This window comes from Ectopseudomonas khazarica, from assembly GCF_017915135.1.
In the GTDB taxonomy this organism is placed as follows: Bacteria; Pseudomonadota; Gammaproteobacteria; order Pseudomonadales; family Pseudomonadaceae; genus Aquipseudomonas; species Aquipseudomonas khazarica.
The window spans coordinates 4,403,376-4,421,249 of the sequence record NZ_CP068551.1 but is presented as its reverse complement, the minus strand read 5'-3'; the positions used below and the strand labels follow the sequence as shown (position 1 = coordinate 4,421,249).

Annotated in this window: 15 protein-coding genes; 8 read left to right on the top strand and 7 right to left on the bottom strand. The window is 68.5% G+C overall.

What is annotated here, in order from left to right; all coding sequences use genetic code 11:
* Positions 1-9: 9 nt before the first annotated feature.
* Positions 10-1,344 carry an ATP-binding protein gene (locus JLK41_RS20805; RefSeq protein ID WP_210389737.1) on the bottom strand — a complete coding sequence of 445 codons (1,335 nt, stop codon included), beginning with the start codon at positions 1,342-1,344 and terminating at the stop codon, positions 10-12.
* Complete coding sequence (locus JLK41_RS20800; RefSeq protein WP_047592179.1) at positions 1,341-2,021, bottom strand: response regulator; 681 nt, start codon at positions 2,019-2,021, stop codon at positions 1,341-1,343. Before JLK41_RS20800 ends, JLK41_RS20805 begins: the two co-directional genes overlap by 4 nt.
* Before the next feature lie 144 nt (positions 2,022-2,165).
* Here JLK41_RS20800 and dsbD point away from each other — a divergent pair, with 144 nt between their 5' ends.
* Genes dsbD through dsbG form a run of 3 tightly spaced genes read left to right on the top strand, consistent with a single transcriptional unit; the run spans position 2,166 to position 5,466 of the window.
* Positions 2,166-3,893 (top strand): protein-disulfide reductase DsbD, encoded by a 1,728-nt coding sequence (gene dsbD / locus JLK41_RS20795; protein ID WP_210389736.1) that lies wholly within the window; start codon positions 2,166-2,168, stop codon positions 3,891-3,893.
* Entirely contained in the window at positions 3,893-4,702 is an 810-nt protein-coding gene (locus tag JLK41_RS20790; RefSeq protein WP_210389735.1) for a TlpA family protein disulfide reductase, read from the top strand. The genes dsbD and JLK41_RS20790 overlap by 1 nt, the downstream gene beginning before the upstream one ends.
* A 2-nt stretch (positions 4,703-4,704) precedes the next feature.
* Positions 4,705-5,466 carry a thiol:disulfide interchange protein DsbG gene (gene dsbG / locus JLK41_RS20785; protein WP_425321828.1) on the top strand — a complete coding sequence of 254 codons (762 nt, stop codon included), beginning with the start codon at positions 4,705-4,707 and terminating at the stop codon, positions 5,464-5,466.
* A 22-nt stretch (positions 5,467-5,488) separates the two neighbouring features.
* On the opposite strand, the gene JLK41_RS20780 is transcribed toward dsbG, so the two are convergent.
* The 3 genes from JLK41_RS20780 to JLK41_RS20770 form a co-directional block, all read right to left on the bottom strand.
* Positions 5,489-6,508 carry an AraC family transcriptional regulator ligand-binding domain-containing protein gene (locus tag JLK41_RS20780; protein WP_037051690.1) on the bottom strand — a complete coding sequence of 340 codons (1,020 nt, stop codon included), beginning with the start codon at positions 6,506-6,508 and terminating at the stop codon, positions 5,489-5,491.
* Between the two features lie 5 nt (positions 6,509-6,513).
* Complete coding sequence (locus tag JLK41_RS20775) at positions 6,514-7,428, bottom strand: GGDEF domain-containing protein (protein ID WP_037051692.1); 915 nt, start codon at positions 7,426-7,428, stop codon at positions 6,514-6,516.
* A 68-nt stretch (positions 7,429-7,496) separates the two neighbouring features.
* Entirely contained in the window at positions 7,497-8,897 is a 1,401-nt protein-coding gene (locus tag JLK41_RS20770) for a purple acid phosphatase family protein (RefSeq protein ID WP_210389733.1), read from the bottom strand.
* A gap of 388 nt (positions 8,898-9,285) precedes the next feature.
* On the opposite strand from JLK41_RS20770, the gene JLK41_RS20765 reads away from it, so the two are divergent.
* From JLK41_RS20765 to JLK41_RS20745, 5 genes are all read left to right on the top strand, one after another.
* On the top strand, positions 9,286-11,760 hold the full coding sequence (locus JLK41_RS20765) for a TonB-dependent receptor (protein ID WP_150606589.1): 2,475 nt from the start codon (positions 9,286-9,288) through the stop codon (positions 11,758-11,760).
* Positions 11,761-11,891: 131 nt separating this feature from the next.
* The gene (locus JLK41_RS20760; protein WP_210389732.1) at positions 11,892-13,802 is read left to right on the top strand and encodes a phytase; all 1,911 of its coding nucleotides are present in this window, start codon (positions 11,892-11,894) and stop codon (positions 13,800-13,802) included.
* An 88-nt stretch (positions 13,803-13,890) separates the two neighbouring features.
* On the top strand, positions 13,891-14,607 hold the full coding sequence (gene tolQ, locus JLK41_RS20755; RefSeq protein WP_037051699.1) for a protein TolQ: 717 nt from the start codon (positions 13,891-13,893) through the stop codon (positions 14,605-14,607).
* Positions 14,608-14,620: 13 nt separating this feature from the next.
* Positions 14,621-15,064: a protein TolR gene (gene tolR, locus JLK41_RS20750; RefSeq protein ID WP_210389731.1), complete on the top strand. Its 444-nt coding sequence runs from the start codon at positions 14,621-14,623 to the stop codon at positions 15,062-15,064.
* A gap of 1 nt (position 15,065) precedes the next feature.
* Complete coding sequence (locus JLK41_RS20745) at positions 15,066-15,863, top strand: energy transducer TonB (RefSeq protein WP_210389730.1); 798 nt, start codon at positions 15,066-15,068, stop codon at positions 15,861-15,863.
* A 12-nt stretch (positions 15,864-15,875) separates the two neighbouring features.
* Here JLK41_RS20745 and JLK41_RS20740 read toward each other — a convergent pair whose 3' ends face one another.
* On the bottom strand, positions 15,876-16,610 hold the full coding sequence (locus tag JLK41_RS20740; protein WP_210389729.1) for a substrate-binding periplasmic protein: 735 nt from the start codon (positions 16,608-16,610) through the stop codon (positions 15,876-15,878).
* Between the two features lie 94 nt (positions 16,611-16,704).
* Entirely contained in the window at positions 16,705-17,793 is a 1,089-nt protein-coding gene (locus JLK41_RS20735; protein ID WP_210389728.1) for an endonuclease/exonuclease/phosphatase family protein, read from the bottom strand.
* Positions 17,794-17,874: the final 81 nt, after the last annotated feature.

The following is a 17,874-nucleotide window of genomic DNA, read 5'->3' as shown; positions in this document are numbered from 1 at the left end:
GCGCGTCGCTCAGCCGCCTTCGTTGCGCAGCCGGGCCGCGAGGCACACCTCCAGGCCATCGGCATGGGCGATGAACTGCAGGCTGCAGCCGCAGCGTTCGGCGATGGCCTGGACGATGGACAGGCCCAGGCCGCTACCGTCGCTGTCGGCGCTGCGCCAGAAGCGCTCGGTGACGCGTTGCAGGCGCTCGGGGGTGATGCCCGGGCCTTGGTCGCGGATGCTGAAGCGCACGCGACCCTGGCCGTCGCGTGCGATGTGCAGGTCTACCTGGGTGCCTGGCCTCGTGTGCCGGCGGGCGTTCTCCAGCAGGTTGCGCAAGGCAGCGATGGCCAGGGCCGGGGGCATGGCCAGGCACTGCTCGGACAGGTCGTCGGCAACACTCAGTTCTATGGCCGCACCCGGCTTGTGCGTCGCATCGGCGATGGCCTGCTGCGCGATTTCCAGCGGGCGGCATGGCAGGCCTTCATCGAAGGGCAGGTTGCCTTCGACCCGTGCGAGCATCAGTAGCTGTTCGAGTATGCGCTGCAGGTGATCGGCGCCCTGTTCCGCCATGGCGATGGCGATCCGTGCCGGCTCACCCTCGGTCATGGCCGCGACCTGCAGGTGGGTTTTTACCGCAGTCAGCGGGCTGCGCAGTTCGTGGGCGGCATCGTCGGTCAGGCGCCGCTCGCGCTCCAGGGTGGCGCCGATGCGCTGGAACAGCTGGTTCTGTGCCTCCACCAGCGGCGCCAGCTCGGCGGGCAGGTCGGTCAACGGCAGCGGTTCGCTGGCGTTGGCGCTGCGTCCGGCGAGCGCCGCCCGGATTCGCTCCAGCGGCGCCAGGCCCCGCCCCAGGCCGACCCAGAGCAGGGCGAGGCTGCCGAGCAGGGCGACCGCCACCGGCACCGCAGCGGCCAGCAGGATCGAGCGTTGCAGCGTGGCCCGTTCATCCAGGCGGTCGGCGGTGGTGATGCGCAGGTCATCCTGGATCAGGGTGAAGCTGCGCCACAGCTGGTCACCGATGACCTGATCGTGGAAGCCCTGCTGGCTGGCATCGAGCATGTTCTCCGGCGTCGAGTGGCTGCGTGCCAGCACCTCGCCGCGCAGCGAGCTGATCTGGCAGGCCAGGCCATTGGGAATGCCCAGCTGCTCCGCACTCAGGCGGGTGCTGCCGTCCTGGCTGGTGCGCGCCTGCGGCAATTGCACCAGCAGGCCGGCGACCATGCGGGCCGAGGCGGCCAGGCGTTCGTCGAGCGACTGCAGCAACTGGCTGCGCAGGTCGTAGAGCATCCAGGTGGCGGCCAGTGACCAGAGCAGCACGAAGGCGGCACCGAGGCCGAGGGTCAGACGCAGGCGCAGGCTCATCGGGGCTGCTCCTCGTGGCCGGCGGTGCCGAGCCGGTAGCCCAGGCCGCGCACGGTCTCGACGATGCCGTTGCCGAGCTTGCGGCGCAGGTGATGGATGTGCACGTTGAGGGCATTGCTCTCGACGTCATCGTCCAGGCCGTACACCGAGTCCTTGAGGTGCTCGCTGCTGAGAATCCGCCCCGGGTTCTGCAGCAGCGCCTGCAACAGCGCCTGCTCGCGCCGCGACAGGTCGACGGGGACGCCGGCGAGGCTGACGGTGCAGCGGGTCGGGTCGTACTGCAGCGGGCCGTGTTCGATCAGGTGCGTGGTCCTGCCGGCTGCGCGGCGCAGCAGGGCATGCAGGCGTGCGGCCAGCTCGCGCAGGTCGAAGGGCTTGGTCAGGTAGTCGTCGGCACCCGCCTGCAGGCCGGCGACACGCTCGGCCACGGCGTCGCGCGCGGTGAGGACCAGCACCGGCAGGGCCAGGCCGTCACGGCGCAGGCGGCGCAGCAGGTTCAGGCCGTCTTCGTCGGGCAGGCCGAGATCGAGGATCAGCAGGTCGAAGTGACTGTGCTGCAACAGGCTTTGCGTCGCCGCCGCGCTGGCCGTGTGGGCGACGGTGAAGCCCTGTGCCTGCAGGCCTGCGATCAGGCCACTGGCGATCAGCGAGTTGTCTTCGGTGAGGAGCACGTGCATGTTCGAAAGGGCGCGAGAAGGGCGAGTCGACAGTATCGCTCATCCCGATTAAGACAGGATTATCGGCGCTGCCCCGGGCACTGTTAATCGCCTGTTAATTGCCCTCTGGCATGCTCGACGCATCCTGGATTTCAAGGTGCCCGCATGCGTGTCGTCATCCTCCTGCTGAGCCTGTTCTGCGCCTCCGTGTTCGCCGCACTGCCGTTCGACGGCCCGCGCGCGGACGAGGAATTCCTGCCTGTCGATCAGGCGTTCGTGTTCGATGTGCAGCAGCAGGATGGGGGCGCAACGACACTGAGCTGGGACATCGCGCCGGGCTATTACCTGTATCGGCAGCGCCTGAAGTTCATCGGCCTGGCGGACGCGCATGCCCCTGAACTGCCCACGGGGCTGGCGCATGAGGACGAGTACTTCGGCGCCTCGCAGATCTACCGTGAGCGTCTGCAACTGAGCCTGCCGGCCGAGGCCCGTGGGCGTATCGAGGTGCAGTGGCAGGGCTGTGCCGATGCCGGCCTGTGCTACCCGCCGCAGAGCCGCACCCTCGACCTTGGCGGTGGTGCCATCAACGTCGCCCAGGCCGACGACCTGGCCCTGCTCGACGGCCTGCAGCAGCAGGCGCTGTGGCTGAGCATGGCGGTGTTCTTCGGCCTTGGCCTGTTGCTGGCGTTCACCCCCTGTTCGTTGCCGATGCTGCCGATTCTGGCCGGCATCGTGGTGGGCAGCCGGGCTTCGCCGGCGCGTGGTTTCGCCCTGGCAGGCAGCTATGCGCTGAGCATGGCGCTGGTCTACGCCCTGCTCGGCGTCGTCGCCGCGCTGCTCGGGGCGAACCTGCAGAGCCTGTTGCAACAGCCCTGGCTGATCGCCTCGTTCGCGGCGCTGTTCGTGGTGCTGGCGTTGCCGATGTTCGGCTTCTTCGAGCTGCAGCTGCCTGCCGCGCTGCGTGACCGCCTGGAGCGGGCCGGGCGTGGGCGCGAGGGCGGCAGCCTGCTTGGCGCCGGGTTGCTCGGGGTGCTTTCCGGGCTGCTGGTCGGGCCGTGCATGACCGCGCCACTGGCGGCTGCGCTGCTGTTCATCGGGCAGAGCGGTGATCTGCTGCAGGGCGGCCTGGTGCTGTTCGCCCTCGGCCTGGGTATCGGTACGCCTCTGGTGTTGCTGGTGACGCTCGGCCAGCGTTTCCTGCCCCGTCCCGGGCCGTGGATGGAGCGGGTCAAGGCGGTGTTCGGGTTTCTCTTCCTGGGCACCGCGCTGTACCTGCTGCAACCGCTGCTGGGCGAATCCACCTGGCTGGCGCTGAGTGGTGCCTGGCTGGTGCTGGCGGCCAGCAGCCTGTTGCACCTGGCAGGGCAGCTGCAGCGGCAGCGTGCGCTGGCCCACGCCGGCGCCGCGCTGCTGGGCCTGTGGGGCGTGGCGATGGTGCTCGGGGCGGCGGGTGGTGGGCATGACCCGATGCGACCGCTGGGGGTGTTCAGCGCCGTGGCGGCGCCGCAGACCGAGGCGCGCAGCGCGGGTTTCGTCGATGTGCGCGAGCCCGAGCATCTGCAGCGTGAACTGGAGGCGGCGAAGGCCAGTGGGCAGTGGGTGCTGGTGGACTACTACGCCGACTGGTGCGTGTCGTGCAAGGTCATGGAGCGCGAGGTCTTCGGCAATGCCGAGGTTCAGGCGCGCCTGGCGCAGGCGCGTAAACTGCGACTGGACGTCACCGCGCCGGGCGCCGCGAGCAATCAGCTGCTCGGCCGCTATCGCGTGCTGGGGCCGCCGACGCTGCTGCTGATCGGCCCGGACGGCGCGGAGCGACGCCAGCAGCGCATCACCGGCGAGGTCGATGCCCGGCAGTTCATCCAGGTATGGGACAGTGCGATGGAGCGTGGCTGATGTTGACGATGGATGTAGGGCCGCTGGCGCTCGGCGTCGGCCATGTGTTGCTGCTGGTCAGCCTGCTGCTGGCCACGCTGGTCGGCTGGTGGCTGGGGCGCAAGCGCCAGGTCAACCCGGAGGCGCTGATCTTCCGTTTGTTGCTGGCGGCCCTGCTGGGCGCACGCCTGGCGTTCGTCGCCTTGTATGCCGGGCACTACCGGGATGCGCCCTGGCGGGTGATCGATATCCGCGACGGCGGCTTCATCGCCTGGGGCGGTCTGCTGGCCGCCGTCCTGCTCGGGGGCTGGTACCTGTGGCGCCGGCCCGAGCTGCGCACCGCGCTGGGCGCCGGCATGGCCACCGGGCTGCTGGTGTGGGGCATGGGCAGCCTGGTGCTGCATACCCTGGAGCGTGGCACCCGTCTGCCGGACCTGGCCCTGCGTGATGTCCAGGGCCGCTCGGTGATGCTGCGCGAGCATCTGGGGCAGCCAATGGTGATCAATCTCTGGGCCACCTGGTGCCCGCCCTGCCGCCGCGAGATGCCGGTGCTGGCCGAAGCGCAGCGCCTGTATCCGCAGGTGACCTTCGTGTTCGCCAACCAGGGCGAGGGTGCTGGCGAGGTCCGCACCTTCCTCGCCAGCCAGACGCTGCAACTGGACAACGTGCTGCTCGACAGCGGCGGGCGCCTGGGGCAACTGGTCGGTTCGCGAGCGTTGCCCACCACCCTGTTCTACGACGCCGAGGGCCGCCAGGTCGGCAGCCACCTTGGCGAACTGTCCAGCGCCAGCCTGGCGCGGGCACTGGAAACCCTGAAAACGGACGAATGATCATGCAACCAATCAAGTCTCTAGTTCTGCTCGCCACGCTGCTGGCGCCGTTGGCGCAGGCCGCCGAGCTGCCCGCCGCGATCAAGGCCGTCGAAGGCCGTGGGGCCAAGGTGGTCGGCACCTTCGAGGCCCCCGGCGGGCTGCAGGGCTATGCCGCCCGCTACAACGGTCAGGGGCTGGCGCTGTACCTGACGCCGGATGGCGAACACGTGCTGATCGGCACGCTGCTCGATGCCAAGGGTACCGACCTGACGGCGGAGCCGCTGGAACGCCTGGTCTACAAGCCGCTGGGCGAGGAAATGTGGCAGCGCTTGCAGAGCAGCACCTGGATCGCCGATGGCGACGACAAGGCCGGCCGGGTGGTCTACGTGTTCTCCGACCCCAACTGCCCGTACTGCAACCTGTTCTGGCGCCAGGCGCGGCCCTGGGTCGAGGCCGGGCGGGTGCAGTTGCGCCATGTCATGGTCGGCATGCTGCGTGCCGACAGTCCGGGCAAGGCCGCGGCGCTGCTCGCGGCGCAGGATCCGCGTCAGGCGCTCGGCGAGCATGAGGCGGCCGGGCGCGAGAGCAAGCTGCAGGCATTGGCGAAGATTCCCGGCGCGATCGCGGCCCAGCTCGACGCCAACCTGGCGCTGATGGGCGAGATGGGCGGCGAGGCGACGCCGGCCATCTACTACCTCGACGAGCGGGGTCGCCTGCAGCAGCACAAGGGGGCACCACGCCCGGACAGCCTGGAAGCCATCATGGGCTCGGCGAAACCCTGAGGCGCGGGCGCAGTGGCCGCTGTCAACGGCACAGCAGGCCACCCAGCTCGCTCGGCACGCGGCCGGTCCAGCGCTTGAACGAGCGGCGGAAGTTGGTGATGTCGTTGAAGCCCAGGCGCTGCGCCACCTCGTCGTTGCTGCAGCCCTTGACCTGGTAGAGGTACAGCGCCAGTTCGCAGCGGGCCCGGTCGAGGCGCTCCTGGAAATGACTGCCGTGCTTGCTCAGCTTGCGCTTGAGGGTCGCCGGGCTGGTGGCGAAGGCCTCGGCGACTCGCTCCAGGCTCAGCGGCTGGTGGATATGGGCGCTGAGGTGGGCGTGTAGCTCGTCGAGCAGGCTGCCCTGCCAGCCCCATTGCGCGAGCTGCTGGTCGCACTGCTGGCGGGCGATGTGCGCGCCGGTGGCACCAGCGTGCGGCCAGGGGCGCAGCAGGTATTCGCGGGGCAGGCTCATGACCGTCGATGGGCGATCGAAGCTCAGCTCGTCGCTGAGATGCACCCAGTACTGCTCGACATGGCGTGGCTCGGCGTAGGCGAACTGCAGGCGCCAGGGCAGGCGTTCGTGTTGCTGGCGGCGGGCCAGGGCGACCACCGCGGTCATGCTCGCCTCCAGCAGAAAGGGCAGCTGCTCGGCGGCGCCGCAGCTGTCGCGCCAGTACAGGTGCAGGTACTGCTCGTCGAGGTGCAGCACCGGCGTCAGCAGGGGCGAGAGCAGGGCACGGTAGCGGCCGAGGTCCTGCAGCGCCTGCAGCAGGTTGTCGGCCTGCTCCAGCAACTGGCTGGCGGCGCCATAGTGGCCGGGCCACAGGCGCTGGCCGAACAGGAAGCTGCTGTCCGGCGCGTCCAGCAGGCGCCTGGCGTTGGCGATCAGGCGCAGGAACTGCGCGGGGCTGACCCGTGCCCGGCCGGTGACGATGTCCTCGTAGAACAGCTCGCAGCCCCGCAGCAGGTGATGGGTATCGATGCCCCGTGAACGTGCCAGGTCGATCAGCACGGCGGGCAGATCATGAGCGGCGATGAAGCGACTGTCGCACTCGTAGCCCATGGCGCTCACGCACTGTGTGCCAGACGCGGCTTGGCCCGCGCCAGCGTCAGGTTGAGGCGCTTGAGCAGCTGCTCCTCGTCATCGTCGAGGGCCATGACCGCGGCCACGGTGGCCCGCAGTTGCAGGCGTTCGCCATGGCGCTGGCTGCGATGGGCGAGGCTGGCGATGCTCTGGCGCAACTCGGCGGCGATGCTCAGTGCCTGCTGTTCGCCGGTGTTCGGCAGTACGGCGACGAAACGGTCGCCGGCCAGGCGGCAGAGCATGTCCTGCTGGCGCAGGTTGAACAGCAGCAACTGGGCCACCACCTGCAGCACCTGGTCGCCTTCGGCCTGGCCGTAGCGCTGGTTGACCAGGCTGAAGTCGTCGAGGTCGATGGCCACCAGCGACAGCGGCTGATGCTCCGCGCGCGCCTGTTGCAGCGCCTGCTGCAGATGCTGGCGCAGGTACTGGGCGCCGGACAGCGGGGTGAGCTTGTCGAACAGGCGATGGTCGCGCTGCAGGTGTTCGCGCTTGCGCATCTGCGCGCTGATGGCGCGCTGTTCCTGCTGCAGGTGGTACATGCCGAGTGTCAGCAGCAGCATGCCGAGCGGCATCGGCGCGGTCTCCAGCCAGTTGTCCCAGACCGTCTCCTGCGGCAGGCGGATGAACTCGTCGAGGCTGTCCATCCACATCGAGAAGGCGATGCAGCACAGGCCCAGCGACAGCAGGCGGGTGACCCAGCCGGCCGGGCGGCCACTCAGCAGCATGATCAGCCAGCCGCAGAGGATCAGGCAGGTGCCGCCTTCGCCGGCCACGTCCATCCAGTTGATCTCGGCCCAGGACTTGATCTCGCCCGCACCGAGGTAGAGCAGCAGCCCGGCGTTGGCCGCCAGCAGCAGGCCGGCCAGGGTCAGGCCATGCAGTTTCAGCAGTGCTTTCATGGTCGATTCTCCCGGCAATGCTCGTCCGTGGCCGAGCATGCCGGAGGCAGGTCTCATTTCGATGACAGTCATTTGTCCCTCGCGCTGCAGGGCAGGCCGTCCGGGCCGGCGTTCCGGGTGCAGTAGCGCTCGGCCGGGGTAGCCAGGTCGGGCTCGTGCAGGGTCTTGTTGCCGCTGGCGTCGCGCTGGATGTCGAAGGCGTCGTAGAGCCGGTCGTCGGCGCTGTAGGCCCTGACGCTGAGGCGGTTCTGCGCCACGCTGATGGTCTGGTACAGCTGGGTGTCCTCGGCGCTGCGGTCCGGCTGGCTGTGGGCGCGATCGTTGAGGCCGTACATCTTCGAGCCGGTCACCGAGACCATGTACACCGGGCCGATGGCCTGCTGGCTGCGCAGGGCCTGGCGCGTGGCGGCGCGGCCGGCGACATGGGTCAGGCGGCTGTAGCAGTGGTCGTGGCCCTGCAGCACCAGATCGACGCCATGGCGCTCGAACAGGGGTTGCCAGGCGGCCTTGAGTGGTTCGCTGTCCTCGGGGCGGGCGCAGGTGTAGATCGGTTGGTGCATGACCACGATGTTCCAGCGCGCCTGGCTGCTCTGCAGTGCGTTCTCCAGCCAGCGGGTCTGGGCCTCCAGGGTGCCGAGGTCGAGTGCCGAGGTGCCGTCCAGCACCACGAAGCGTACGCCCTGGTAGTCGCTGACGTAGCTGGTCTCGGCCACGCCCTCGGCGCCGTTGCGTGGCAGAGCGAACTGGGCGGGAAAGTGCGTGCCGAGCGTGCGACTCTCGCTGCCGTCGGGCAGCAGGTCGTCGAGGTATTCGTGATTGCCGACGGCGACCAGTTGCGGGATGGCGGCGTAGGCCCAAGCGCCCGCCTGGTTCCACTCGCCCCATTCGTCGTCATGGGCGAGGTCGTCGCGCGAGGCCACCAGGTCACCGGCATGCACCACCAGCGCCGGGCGGGCGACGCTGCGCAGGGCCTGGCGAATGCTGCGCGAGGCGACCTCGAGGATGCCGTTCTGGGTATCGCCCAGGTAGATGAAGCTGAAGGGAGCGAAGGTGCGGCTGGCGGTGCGGAACTGATGCCACTCGCTCCAGCCCGCGCTGCCTTGCACCCGGTAGGCATAGGCGGTATCCGGGCTGAGGCCGTCCAGGCGTACCTGATGGTAGAGGGACGGGCCGTTCTCGGCGTCCAGGCGGCGACTGCTGCCACTGAGCTGGCGGGCCTTGGCCACCACCTGCGGGCCGGCCAGGGCCGGACCGAACTCCAGCACGGCTCTGTCCTGGCGCAGGTCGGTACGAAAGCTCACGGCCATCTGCGTGGCGGCGTCGGCGCCGGGCGTCAGCACGATGCGGTCCGCCAGGTTGCCGGCGGCATAGGGTTGGCCTGGCGAGCGTGGCAGCGGCGGCTCGGCATGGGTCAGGGGGCTGCTCAGGGCGGTGGCCAGCAGCGTGGCCAGCAGCAGGGGGCGATGCATGTGCGGTTTCCTTGGCTGATCCGGAAGTGCGTTCGGCGCCAAGGAAACAAAGGCGCATGACGGTTCGGTTACCGCGCCGGGGGTCGATTCGGCTCAGGTGAAAGGTGCCGTGCAGGGCGATTTTTTCAGCCTGGATTAAGCCGGTGCGGGGTCGTGGGCGCAGTGGCGCCGCTGTCCACCCGGCGCTGGCCGCTCCGATGCCCGCGCAGAGCCTCGGTCAACGCGGCATGGCCGGGTCATTTCAGCTCAGAACCCCTGTGAAACCGCCACGAAACAGGCTTTCAGGGCCCGCTCCGGCAGCGGCTGTCACGCAAGTGCCACAAAGCATTCCTAGCTTTCGCTGCCATCGCCTGGTGTCGCCAGGGGCCATTGAAACGAGGGATTCAAGGTGGCAAAGCCATTTCGTCATATCCGCACAGCGGGATTCAACGTCAGCCTGCTGGCCATCGCCATCAGCGCCGCACCGGTCTGGGCCGAGGAGGCGGTCGAGCGCGTCGAGGTGATCGGCCAGGCGGCGAGCATCGACAAGGCGCTGCAGGAGCAGAAGAGCGCCGACAGCATCAAGAGCGTGGTGCATGCTGACGGCGTCGGCCAGTTGCCCGACGACAACGCGGCCGAGGCCCTGCAACGTATTCCGGGGCTGTCGGTGGAGCGCGATCAGGGCGAGGGGCGTTTCGTCAGCGTGCGCGGCATCGCCCCGGACCTCAACAGCGTGACCATCAACGGCACCCTGGTGCCGGCCCCGGAGGGCGACCGCCGTGCGGTGGCGCTGGACGTGCTGCCGGCGGAGCTGGTGCAGTCGTTGTCGGTGGTCAAGAGCCTGACGCCGGACATGGACGCCAACTCCCTGGGCGGCACCATCGAGGTGGAGAGCCTCTCGGCCTTCGACCATGACGGCCTGTTCTACACCCTCTCCGGCGAGGCCAGCCACGACACCAACGTGGACAAGACCAGCCCCAAGTTCTCCGGCGCCATCAGCGATCGTTTCAGCCTGGGTGAGGGCACCGACAACTTTGGCGTGGCCGCGGCATTCAGCTGGCAGAAGCGCAAGTTCGGTTCGGAGAACGTGGAGACCGGCGGCGCCTGGGATTTCGACGATGGTGCGCGGCTGGAGGAGGTCGAGCAGCGTGACTACCAGATCACCCGTGAGCGTACCGGCTTCGGCCTGAACTTCGACTATCAGCCGGACGACTATTCCAACTATTACCTGCGCACCCTGTACAGCAAGTTCAAGGACACCGAGACGCGCAATGCCGCCGGCATCGAGTTCGACGACGCGCAGCTGTCCGGTGAGCGTGGCGATGGCGAAGGCTGGCGCGAGCTGAAGTCGCGTGAAGACACCCAGGAAATCCAGTCCTACGTGTTCGGTGGCGAGCGCATGATCGATCTGTGGACCATCAGCGGCCAGGCCGGTTACAGCCAATCCACCGAGAAGGACCCGGGCGGCATCGCCGGCGCCAAGTTCGTCGGCGACTTCACCGGCATCGGTTTCGATGGCACGCGCAAGCCGCACCTCGTTGCCGGAGACGCGTTCTACGATCCGACCGCCTTCGAACTCGACGAGGTGGAGTGGGAGAAGGTCAGCGGCAAGGACAAGGAAAAGAACATCCGCCTCGACCTGGCCCGTGACTACGACCTGGCCGGCAACGCCGCGCAGGTGAAGTTCGGCGGCAAGCTCAGCCGGCGCGACAAGACCAGCGATACCGAGGTCTGGGTCTACGACGATTTCACCGGCGTCGGGCTCGACGGCTTGCAGAGCGGCAGCGTCGACTACTCGCTGGGCCGCTTTGGCAACGGCATCAGCGCCGGCGCCATCAAGAACCTGATCGGCGGGCTGGATCGCAGCCAGTTCTACGACGAGGAGAACTCGCGCATCAACGACTTCGACATGCGCGAGGACATCAACGCGGCCTACCTGATGAACACCCTGGATGTGGACGACTGGCGCTTCATCGCCGGCCTGCGCTACGAGGGCACCGAGTTCGAGGCCAAGGGCACCGGCCTGCGCGATGGTGTGTACGAGGACAGCCAGAGCCGCAACCGCTACGACCACTGGCTGCCGGGCCTGCATGCGCGCTACCAGCTGTCGCCGTCCACCGCGATCCGCGCCGCCTGGACCAACAGCGTGGTGCGCCCGACCTTCGGCCAGCTGGCGCCGGGCTTCGCCATCGACGGTGCGGACGCCTCCTTCGGCAACCCCGATCTCAAGCCGCTGGAGTCGATGAACCTCGACCTCGGCATCGAGCATTACATGGGCCGTGCCGGTGTGGTCTCGGGCTTCCTGTTCTACAAGGACATCGACAACTTCATCTACAACACCGACCTGGCCGGCAGCGGCGAGTGGATCGGCTTCGACGAGGCGCTGACCTTCGACAACGGCAGCAGCGCCAAGCTGTATGGCGTCGAACTGGCCTACTCGCAGAAGTTCGACTGGCTGCCGGCGCCGTGGAACGGCCTGCTGCTGGGCGCCAACCTGACCCTCAGCCAGTCCGACGCGAGCATCGAAGGCCAGGGCGCCAAGCGCTCCATCGACCTGCCCAACCAGTCCGACACCGTCGGCAACTTCATGCTCGGCTGGGAGGACGAGCGCTTCAACCTGCGCCTGGCCGCCAACTACAAGTCCAGCTACCTGTACGAGATCGGTGCGGTGGAGGACAAGCGCCATGACCTGTACGTCGACGATCAGGTGTTCGTCGACATCAAGGCCGGCTACTTCATCACCCCCGAACTGCAGCTGACGCTCGAGGCGCAGAACATCACCGACGAGTCCTACTACGTCTACACCGGCAGCCGCCGCTACAACGCGCAGTACGAGGAGTACGGCCCGACCTACAAGATCGGCCTGACCCTGACCCATTTCTGAGCGCTGCGTGTTTCAGGGTGGACAACGCGTTCTCGTCCACCGGAAGGCGCTCGCCACACCGACATCTTCAATGGCCTGGCCCGTCGCCACTCGGCGGCAGCGGGCCGGGCCACCGTTACCAGGAACTCTTCATGCGTTTTTCCAACCTGTCCCTGCTGGGGCTCTGCATCACCCTGGCCGCTTGCCAGAGCCATGAGCCGCAAGAGGCCGTCTCGGCCGCGCCGAACGTCGTGCTCAGCGACGCGCTGATCGCCAGCGAAAACACCCAGTGGCTGGCGCCGCTGCCCTTTCTGCCGGGGGCCGAGCGCCTGCAGGTCGGCGCCCGCAGCCTGCAGGTCGTCGACGCCGACGGCCAGGTGCTGAGCGAGCTGGCGGGGCGTTTCGCTACCCTCGACCAGCGTGCCGACGAGCGTGGCGTGCTGGTTGCCACGCTCGACAAGCGGCGTCAGCAGGCCCTGCTGGCGCGCCTCGACGACGCGCAGCAGTGGAGCGCGCCGCACTACCTGCCGAAGACCCGCTTCGCCATCGAAGGGCTGTGCCTGTATCGCGACGAAGCGCGCAACGACTTCCTCTTCCTGGTCGGCGAGGAGGGCATCGGCGAACAGTGGCTGGTGGCCGAGCACGGCCGACCGCTGGCGCAGGCACAGCGGGTGCGGGCGCTGAGCCTGCCGCCGCAGAGCAGCTTCTGCCAGGTCGATGACAGCTCCGCCAGCCTCTACGTCAACGAGGAAGGCGTGGGCCTGTGGCGCTACGCCGCTGCTGCCGAGGCGCCGCTGCTGCGTGAGCCGGTGGAGCTGGTCGCGCCCTTCGGCGAGCTGCAGGACGCCGGCGGCATGGCAGTGCTGCCCGATGCCCTGCTGCTGCTGGATCCGGCCGCCGCCAACCTGCACCTGTTCCAGAGCCACGCCGCACAGTGGCAGCGTGCCGCTGTACTGAACCTGGCCGGGCTGGACGAGCCGGAGCAGGTCAGTGCCCGGCGCACGGCGCAGGGGCTCGAGCTGCTGCTGGTGGCCGACGATGGCGCCCGTCGCGCCGCGCTGAACTGGCAGCCCGAGAGCGCTGAAGCGCCGCCGGCGGTGCCGGTGGTCACCCCCCTGGTGCAGAGCGAGGTCGCGCCGAGCCTGGGCGATGCGGCGGACGACCCGGCGATCTGGGTCAATCGCGCGCAGCCCGAGCGCAGCCGCGTGCTGGGCACCGACAAGCAGGGCGGTCTGCTGGTCTATGACCTGGCCGGCAGGCAACTGCAGGACCTGCGCGTCGGCCGGCTGAACAACGTCGACGTGCGCAACGGCTTCCAGCTGGGCGCGCGCCGGGTCGACCTGGCGGTGGCCAGCAACCGCGATCACAACAGCCTGCAGCTGTTCGCCATCGACCCCGCCAGCGGTGAGCTCGGCGAGATTGGCCAGATCCCCACGCCACTGCGGGAGATCTATGGCCTGTGTCTGTTCAAGGATCGCCAGGAGACCATTCACGCCATCGTCAACGACAAGGACGGCAGCTTCCTGCAGTACCGCCTGAGCGGTGCCGGCGGCAAGGCCAGCGGCCAGCTGGTGCGCCGCTTCCGCACCGCGACCCAGCCGGAAGGCTGCGTGGCGGACGACCGCAACCAGCGCCTGTACATCGGCGAGGAGGACGTGGCGGTGTGGACGCTCGATGCCCGTGCCGACGCCCCGGCCGAGCTGGAGCAGGTCATCGCCGTGGGCGGCCCGCTCGAAGACGACATCGAGGGCTTGGCCCTCTATCAGGGGCGGCAGCGTGACTACCTGCTGATCTCCAGCCAGGGCAACGACAGCTATGTGGTGGTCGAGGCGCAGGCGCCCTACAGGCTGCGCGGCAGCCTGCGCATCGGCCTGAACGCCGAACGCGGCATCGACGGGGCTTCGGAGACCGATGGCCTGGAGGTGACTTCAGCCAACCTCGGTGGCCCCTGGAGCGCTGGCCTGCTGGTGGTGCAGGACGGCCGCAAGCGCATGCCCGAGGGTAACCAGAACTACAAGTACGTGCCCTGGACGGCGATCGCCGCCGCGCTGGGCCTGGAATGAGACGGCTGGCGTCACGCCTGTCATCCCGGTGTAACGCCAGTGTCTTGAAATGTGAGCCATGGGGCTCGAGCCATTGAAGGAAAGCATGATGCAAAACCAAGCCCATCTCGAACACATGACCGTCTGGGGGCTGGTCAGCGAGGCCAGTCTCGTCGTGCAGGCGGTGATGCTCTGCCTGGTGCTGGCCTCGCTGATCAGCTGGTACCTGATCGTCCAGCGTGGCGGCGTGCTGCGCCGCACCGAGGCGCTGGCGAAAGACTTCCTCAAGCGCTTTCGCAGCGATGAAACAGGCGCCCTGTACCGCGCAGGCGTGCAGCAGGAGCTGCCCGCCGATGCCGCCTTGCAGCGTATCTTCCTGGCGGGTTATCAGAGCTTCAGCCAGCTGCAGGCGCATGCCGGCAACAGCACGGAGACCGTGCTCGACGGCGTCGAGCGCAGCCTGGCGGTGGCGATTGCCGAACAGGAGGAACGCCTGGAGAAGGGCCTGCCGTTCCTCGCCACGGTGGGGTCGGTGAGCCCCTACATCGGTCTGTTCGGCACCGTGTGGGGGATCATGAATTCCTTCCTCGGCCTGTCCCAGGTGCAGCAGGCCACGCTGTCGACGGTGGCGCCGGGCATTGCCGAAGCGCTGATCGCCACGGCCATCGGCCTGTTCGCGGCGATTCCGGCGGTGATGGCCTACAACCGCTTCTCGGCGCGCAGCCAGACCCTGATCGCGCGTTACTACGCTTTCGCCAACGAGCTGCAGGGCCGTCTGCACCGTCGCCTCAATGGCGTTGGTGCGGGCATGGCCGCTGCCGCTTGAGGAGGATGACGCGATGCTGGTTCGACCGACGCACAAGCATGGCCTGAAGGCCGAAATGAACGTGGTGCCCTATATCGACGTGATGCTGGTGCTGCTGGTGATCTTCATGGTGACCGCACCGATGCTGGTGCAGGGCGTGCAGATCGAACTGCCCAAGGTGGCGGCCGAAGCGCTGCCGGCACCGGGCGAGCAGCGCATCGTCACCCTGTCGGTGAAGGACGACGGCAGCTTCCATTGGAACCTGGGCAGCGAAGTGGATATCGAGTCGCAGACCGACAGTGCGCCGAGCAAGGAGGCGATGCGCGAGAAGATCGCCGCCATCGTCGCCGCCAACCCGCAGACCCAGGTCTACGTGCGCGCCGACCAGCATGCCGACTATGCCTCGGTGGTCGCCGGCATCGCCGAGTTGCAGCGTGGCGGTGTCAGCCGCCTGGGCCTGATCACCGAGGCGCCCTGACATGAGCAGCATGACCCTGGAAATGCCCGCGCCGCGTCTGGCCTGGCCGGCCTGGCGCGAGCATGGCCTCGCCATTGGCGTCGCCATCGCCCTGCATGCCGGCCTGGCCTATGTGCTGCTGCATCTGGCTCACCAGGCGCCGCTGCCGACACCGCTTGCCACGGTACTCACCACCGAACTGATCAGCCTGCCGGCTCCCGTGATTCAACCGCCGGCGCCCGTCGTCGCCGAACCGGCAGTGGCGCCGCCGCCGGCGGAAGCGACGGTCGAGGCGCCAGCACCCGAACAGGCGGACCTGGCCTTCAAAAGGGCCGAGCAGGCGCGTGAGGAACAGGCGCTGCGCTTGCAGCGTGAACGTCAGCAGCGGCGTGCCGAGGCGCAGCGCCAGGAGCGTCTGGCCCGCGAAGAGGCGGCGCGTCAGGCGCAGCTGGAAGCTCAGCAGTTGGCCGAGGCCCGCCGGCTCGAAGCCGAGCGCGTGGCGGCGGCGAATGCCGCAGCCGCTGCGGCGCGCGCCGAGGCGCAGGCGGCCAGCCGCCAGTACCTGCCCATCGCCAAGCAGGCGCCGGACTATCCGGCCAAGGCGCTGGAACGCAAGATCGAGGGCGAATGCACGGTGGCCTATACGGTGAACGCTGCCGGGCGTGTGGAAGACCCGCAGGTGGTCGGCAATTGCCATCCGTTCTTCGTCAAACCGTCACTGGCCGCGGCCAGGACCTTTCGCTACCAGCCGCGCGTGGTCAACGGCCAGGCGGTGGCGGTGGCCAACGTGAAGAACACCTTCAGCTACCGCATCGAATAGGGGCCGGACGACTCAGGGCAGTTGCAGGTCTTCGCCCCTGGCCTGCAGGCGCTGGTAGGCATGGTCGAGCGCGTCGCGCAGTTGTACGGCATCCGCCGCGTGGCGGGAGACGATCAGCTTGAGCTGCAGGCGCTGCACCTCGACGAACGGCAGGTCGCCGATGCCGAGGCTGCGCCGGGCCTGCTCCACCGGCATCTGGTAGTCGAGGAGGAGGTCACCACGTCGGCGCAGCAGCATCTCCAGCGCCGCGGTGTGCCGCGAGGTGCGATGCAGGGTGATGTGCCGCGCCGGGTCTTGCAGCCACTGGTTGATGCCCTGCCAGTAGCTGTAGCCGGTGATCAGGATCACGCCACGGCCCTGCAGGTCGTCGGGCAACCTGGGCGGCGCGGTGCCTGGGCGGTAGTACAGGTTGAGGGCGATCTGCCCGAGCAGGTAGCGGCTCTCCAGGGTGTGCTCGGCCAGTTCGGGCTTGCCCGGGGCGCCGAACCAGAGCGCGATGCTGCCGTCGATCAGGCCGTTGTACAGGCGTGCGCCGGGGTAGGCGCGGAACTCCGCCTGGTAGCCGGCCTCGTCGAGCAGGCGCGCGGTCAGTTCGAGGCCGACGCCACTGGGGTGGCCCTGGTCGTCGGTGTAGGAGTAGGGCGGGAATTCGTAGTAGCCGACATGAATGCGTCGCTCGCTGCCGGCCGCACAGGCGACCGGCAACCACAGCAGGGCGATGAGTATCAGGCAGAAGCGTCTTGGCATCGAGGTGTCGCGGCTGTTTGCCGTCTTGTCATTCTTGGGGCGGTGCCGGTCGAGCATGGACAACAGGCGGTGGCGTTGTCCAGCCCTGTCGTGCCTATTCCTGGCTGGGGATGAAGAAACGTCCGATCACCGGCAGGTGGTCGGAGATGGCCAGCGTGTCGTCCTGGCGCACCTGGCTGGCCAGCGGCGTCAGGCGCGGGCTGTAGAACAGGTAGTCGAGGGTGCGATCCGGGCCGCTGGCGGCGGGGTCGTTGGGGTAGTGGGTGTACCACCGTGCCTGGTCCGCGCCGCTGGCCTGCAGCAGGCTGGGGATCATCGGGTAGCGCCTGGCCAGGTCCTGCAGCTCGCTGTCGGCGGCATACCAGCTGCGCTGGTCGTCGGGCAGGTGCTCGAACTGACCGGGCGGCAGCAGGTTGAGGTCGCCACCCAGGACCCATGGCTGGCCGGCCTGCTGCAGTTGGCGCAACAGGCCATCGGTCATCTCGACCTGGCGTTGCATGGTGTCCTCGCCCTGGGCGAACGCATCGAAATGGGTGTTGATCGCCGCCAGCTCGCCGCCACCGCGGATCGGCAGGTAGCTGACCAGCAGGGCGCGCTTGAGCTGGAAGGGGCGGCTCAGCAGGTTGCTGGCCAGCATCGGCAGTTGCAGGCGCTCGGCGCGGGCGATCTGGAAGCGGCTGAGGGTGCCCAGCTTCATGCCGACGCTGCCGAGAATGCGCGGGTGCGGCACGAAGGCGGACTTCCAGTAGAACGCCTGGCTGCTGCACGGGTAGAGGTCTGCCAGACGCGCCTGCAGCAGTGCCAGCTGGTCCTGGTAGTCGGTGGCCTTGGCGTTGTCGTGCAGCTCCTGCAGCAGCACGACGTCCGGTTGCTCATCGCGCAGGATGCGCACCACCTCGTCCAGCGTCCGCACCAGGTCGGCGCTGCTCGGGCGTTCGTCCGGGCCGTCGCCGCCAGGCAGGTCGTACCAGAACACGTGGCGCTTGCCGGCCAGGTACTGCACGTTCCAGGTCATGACCTTCAGCGCCTGCCCTGGCTGCAGCTGTGCCACCTGGCCCGTGCAGGACACGTCCGCCTCCTCGCGCGCAGCGGGGTTCCAGGCCAGGACATGGACCAGGGCCAGCAGAATGACGGGCAGCAGGGCGACGAGCAGCAGCAGGCGAAGCGGGCGGGGCAGAGACATGGCGGCATGAGCGACTATGCTGGAAGGAGGCGAGGATACCCGAGTGCACCGGATCGGCCCAGGCATTGCTGGGCGATTGTC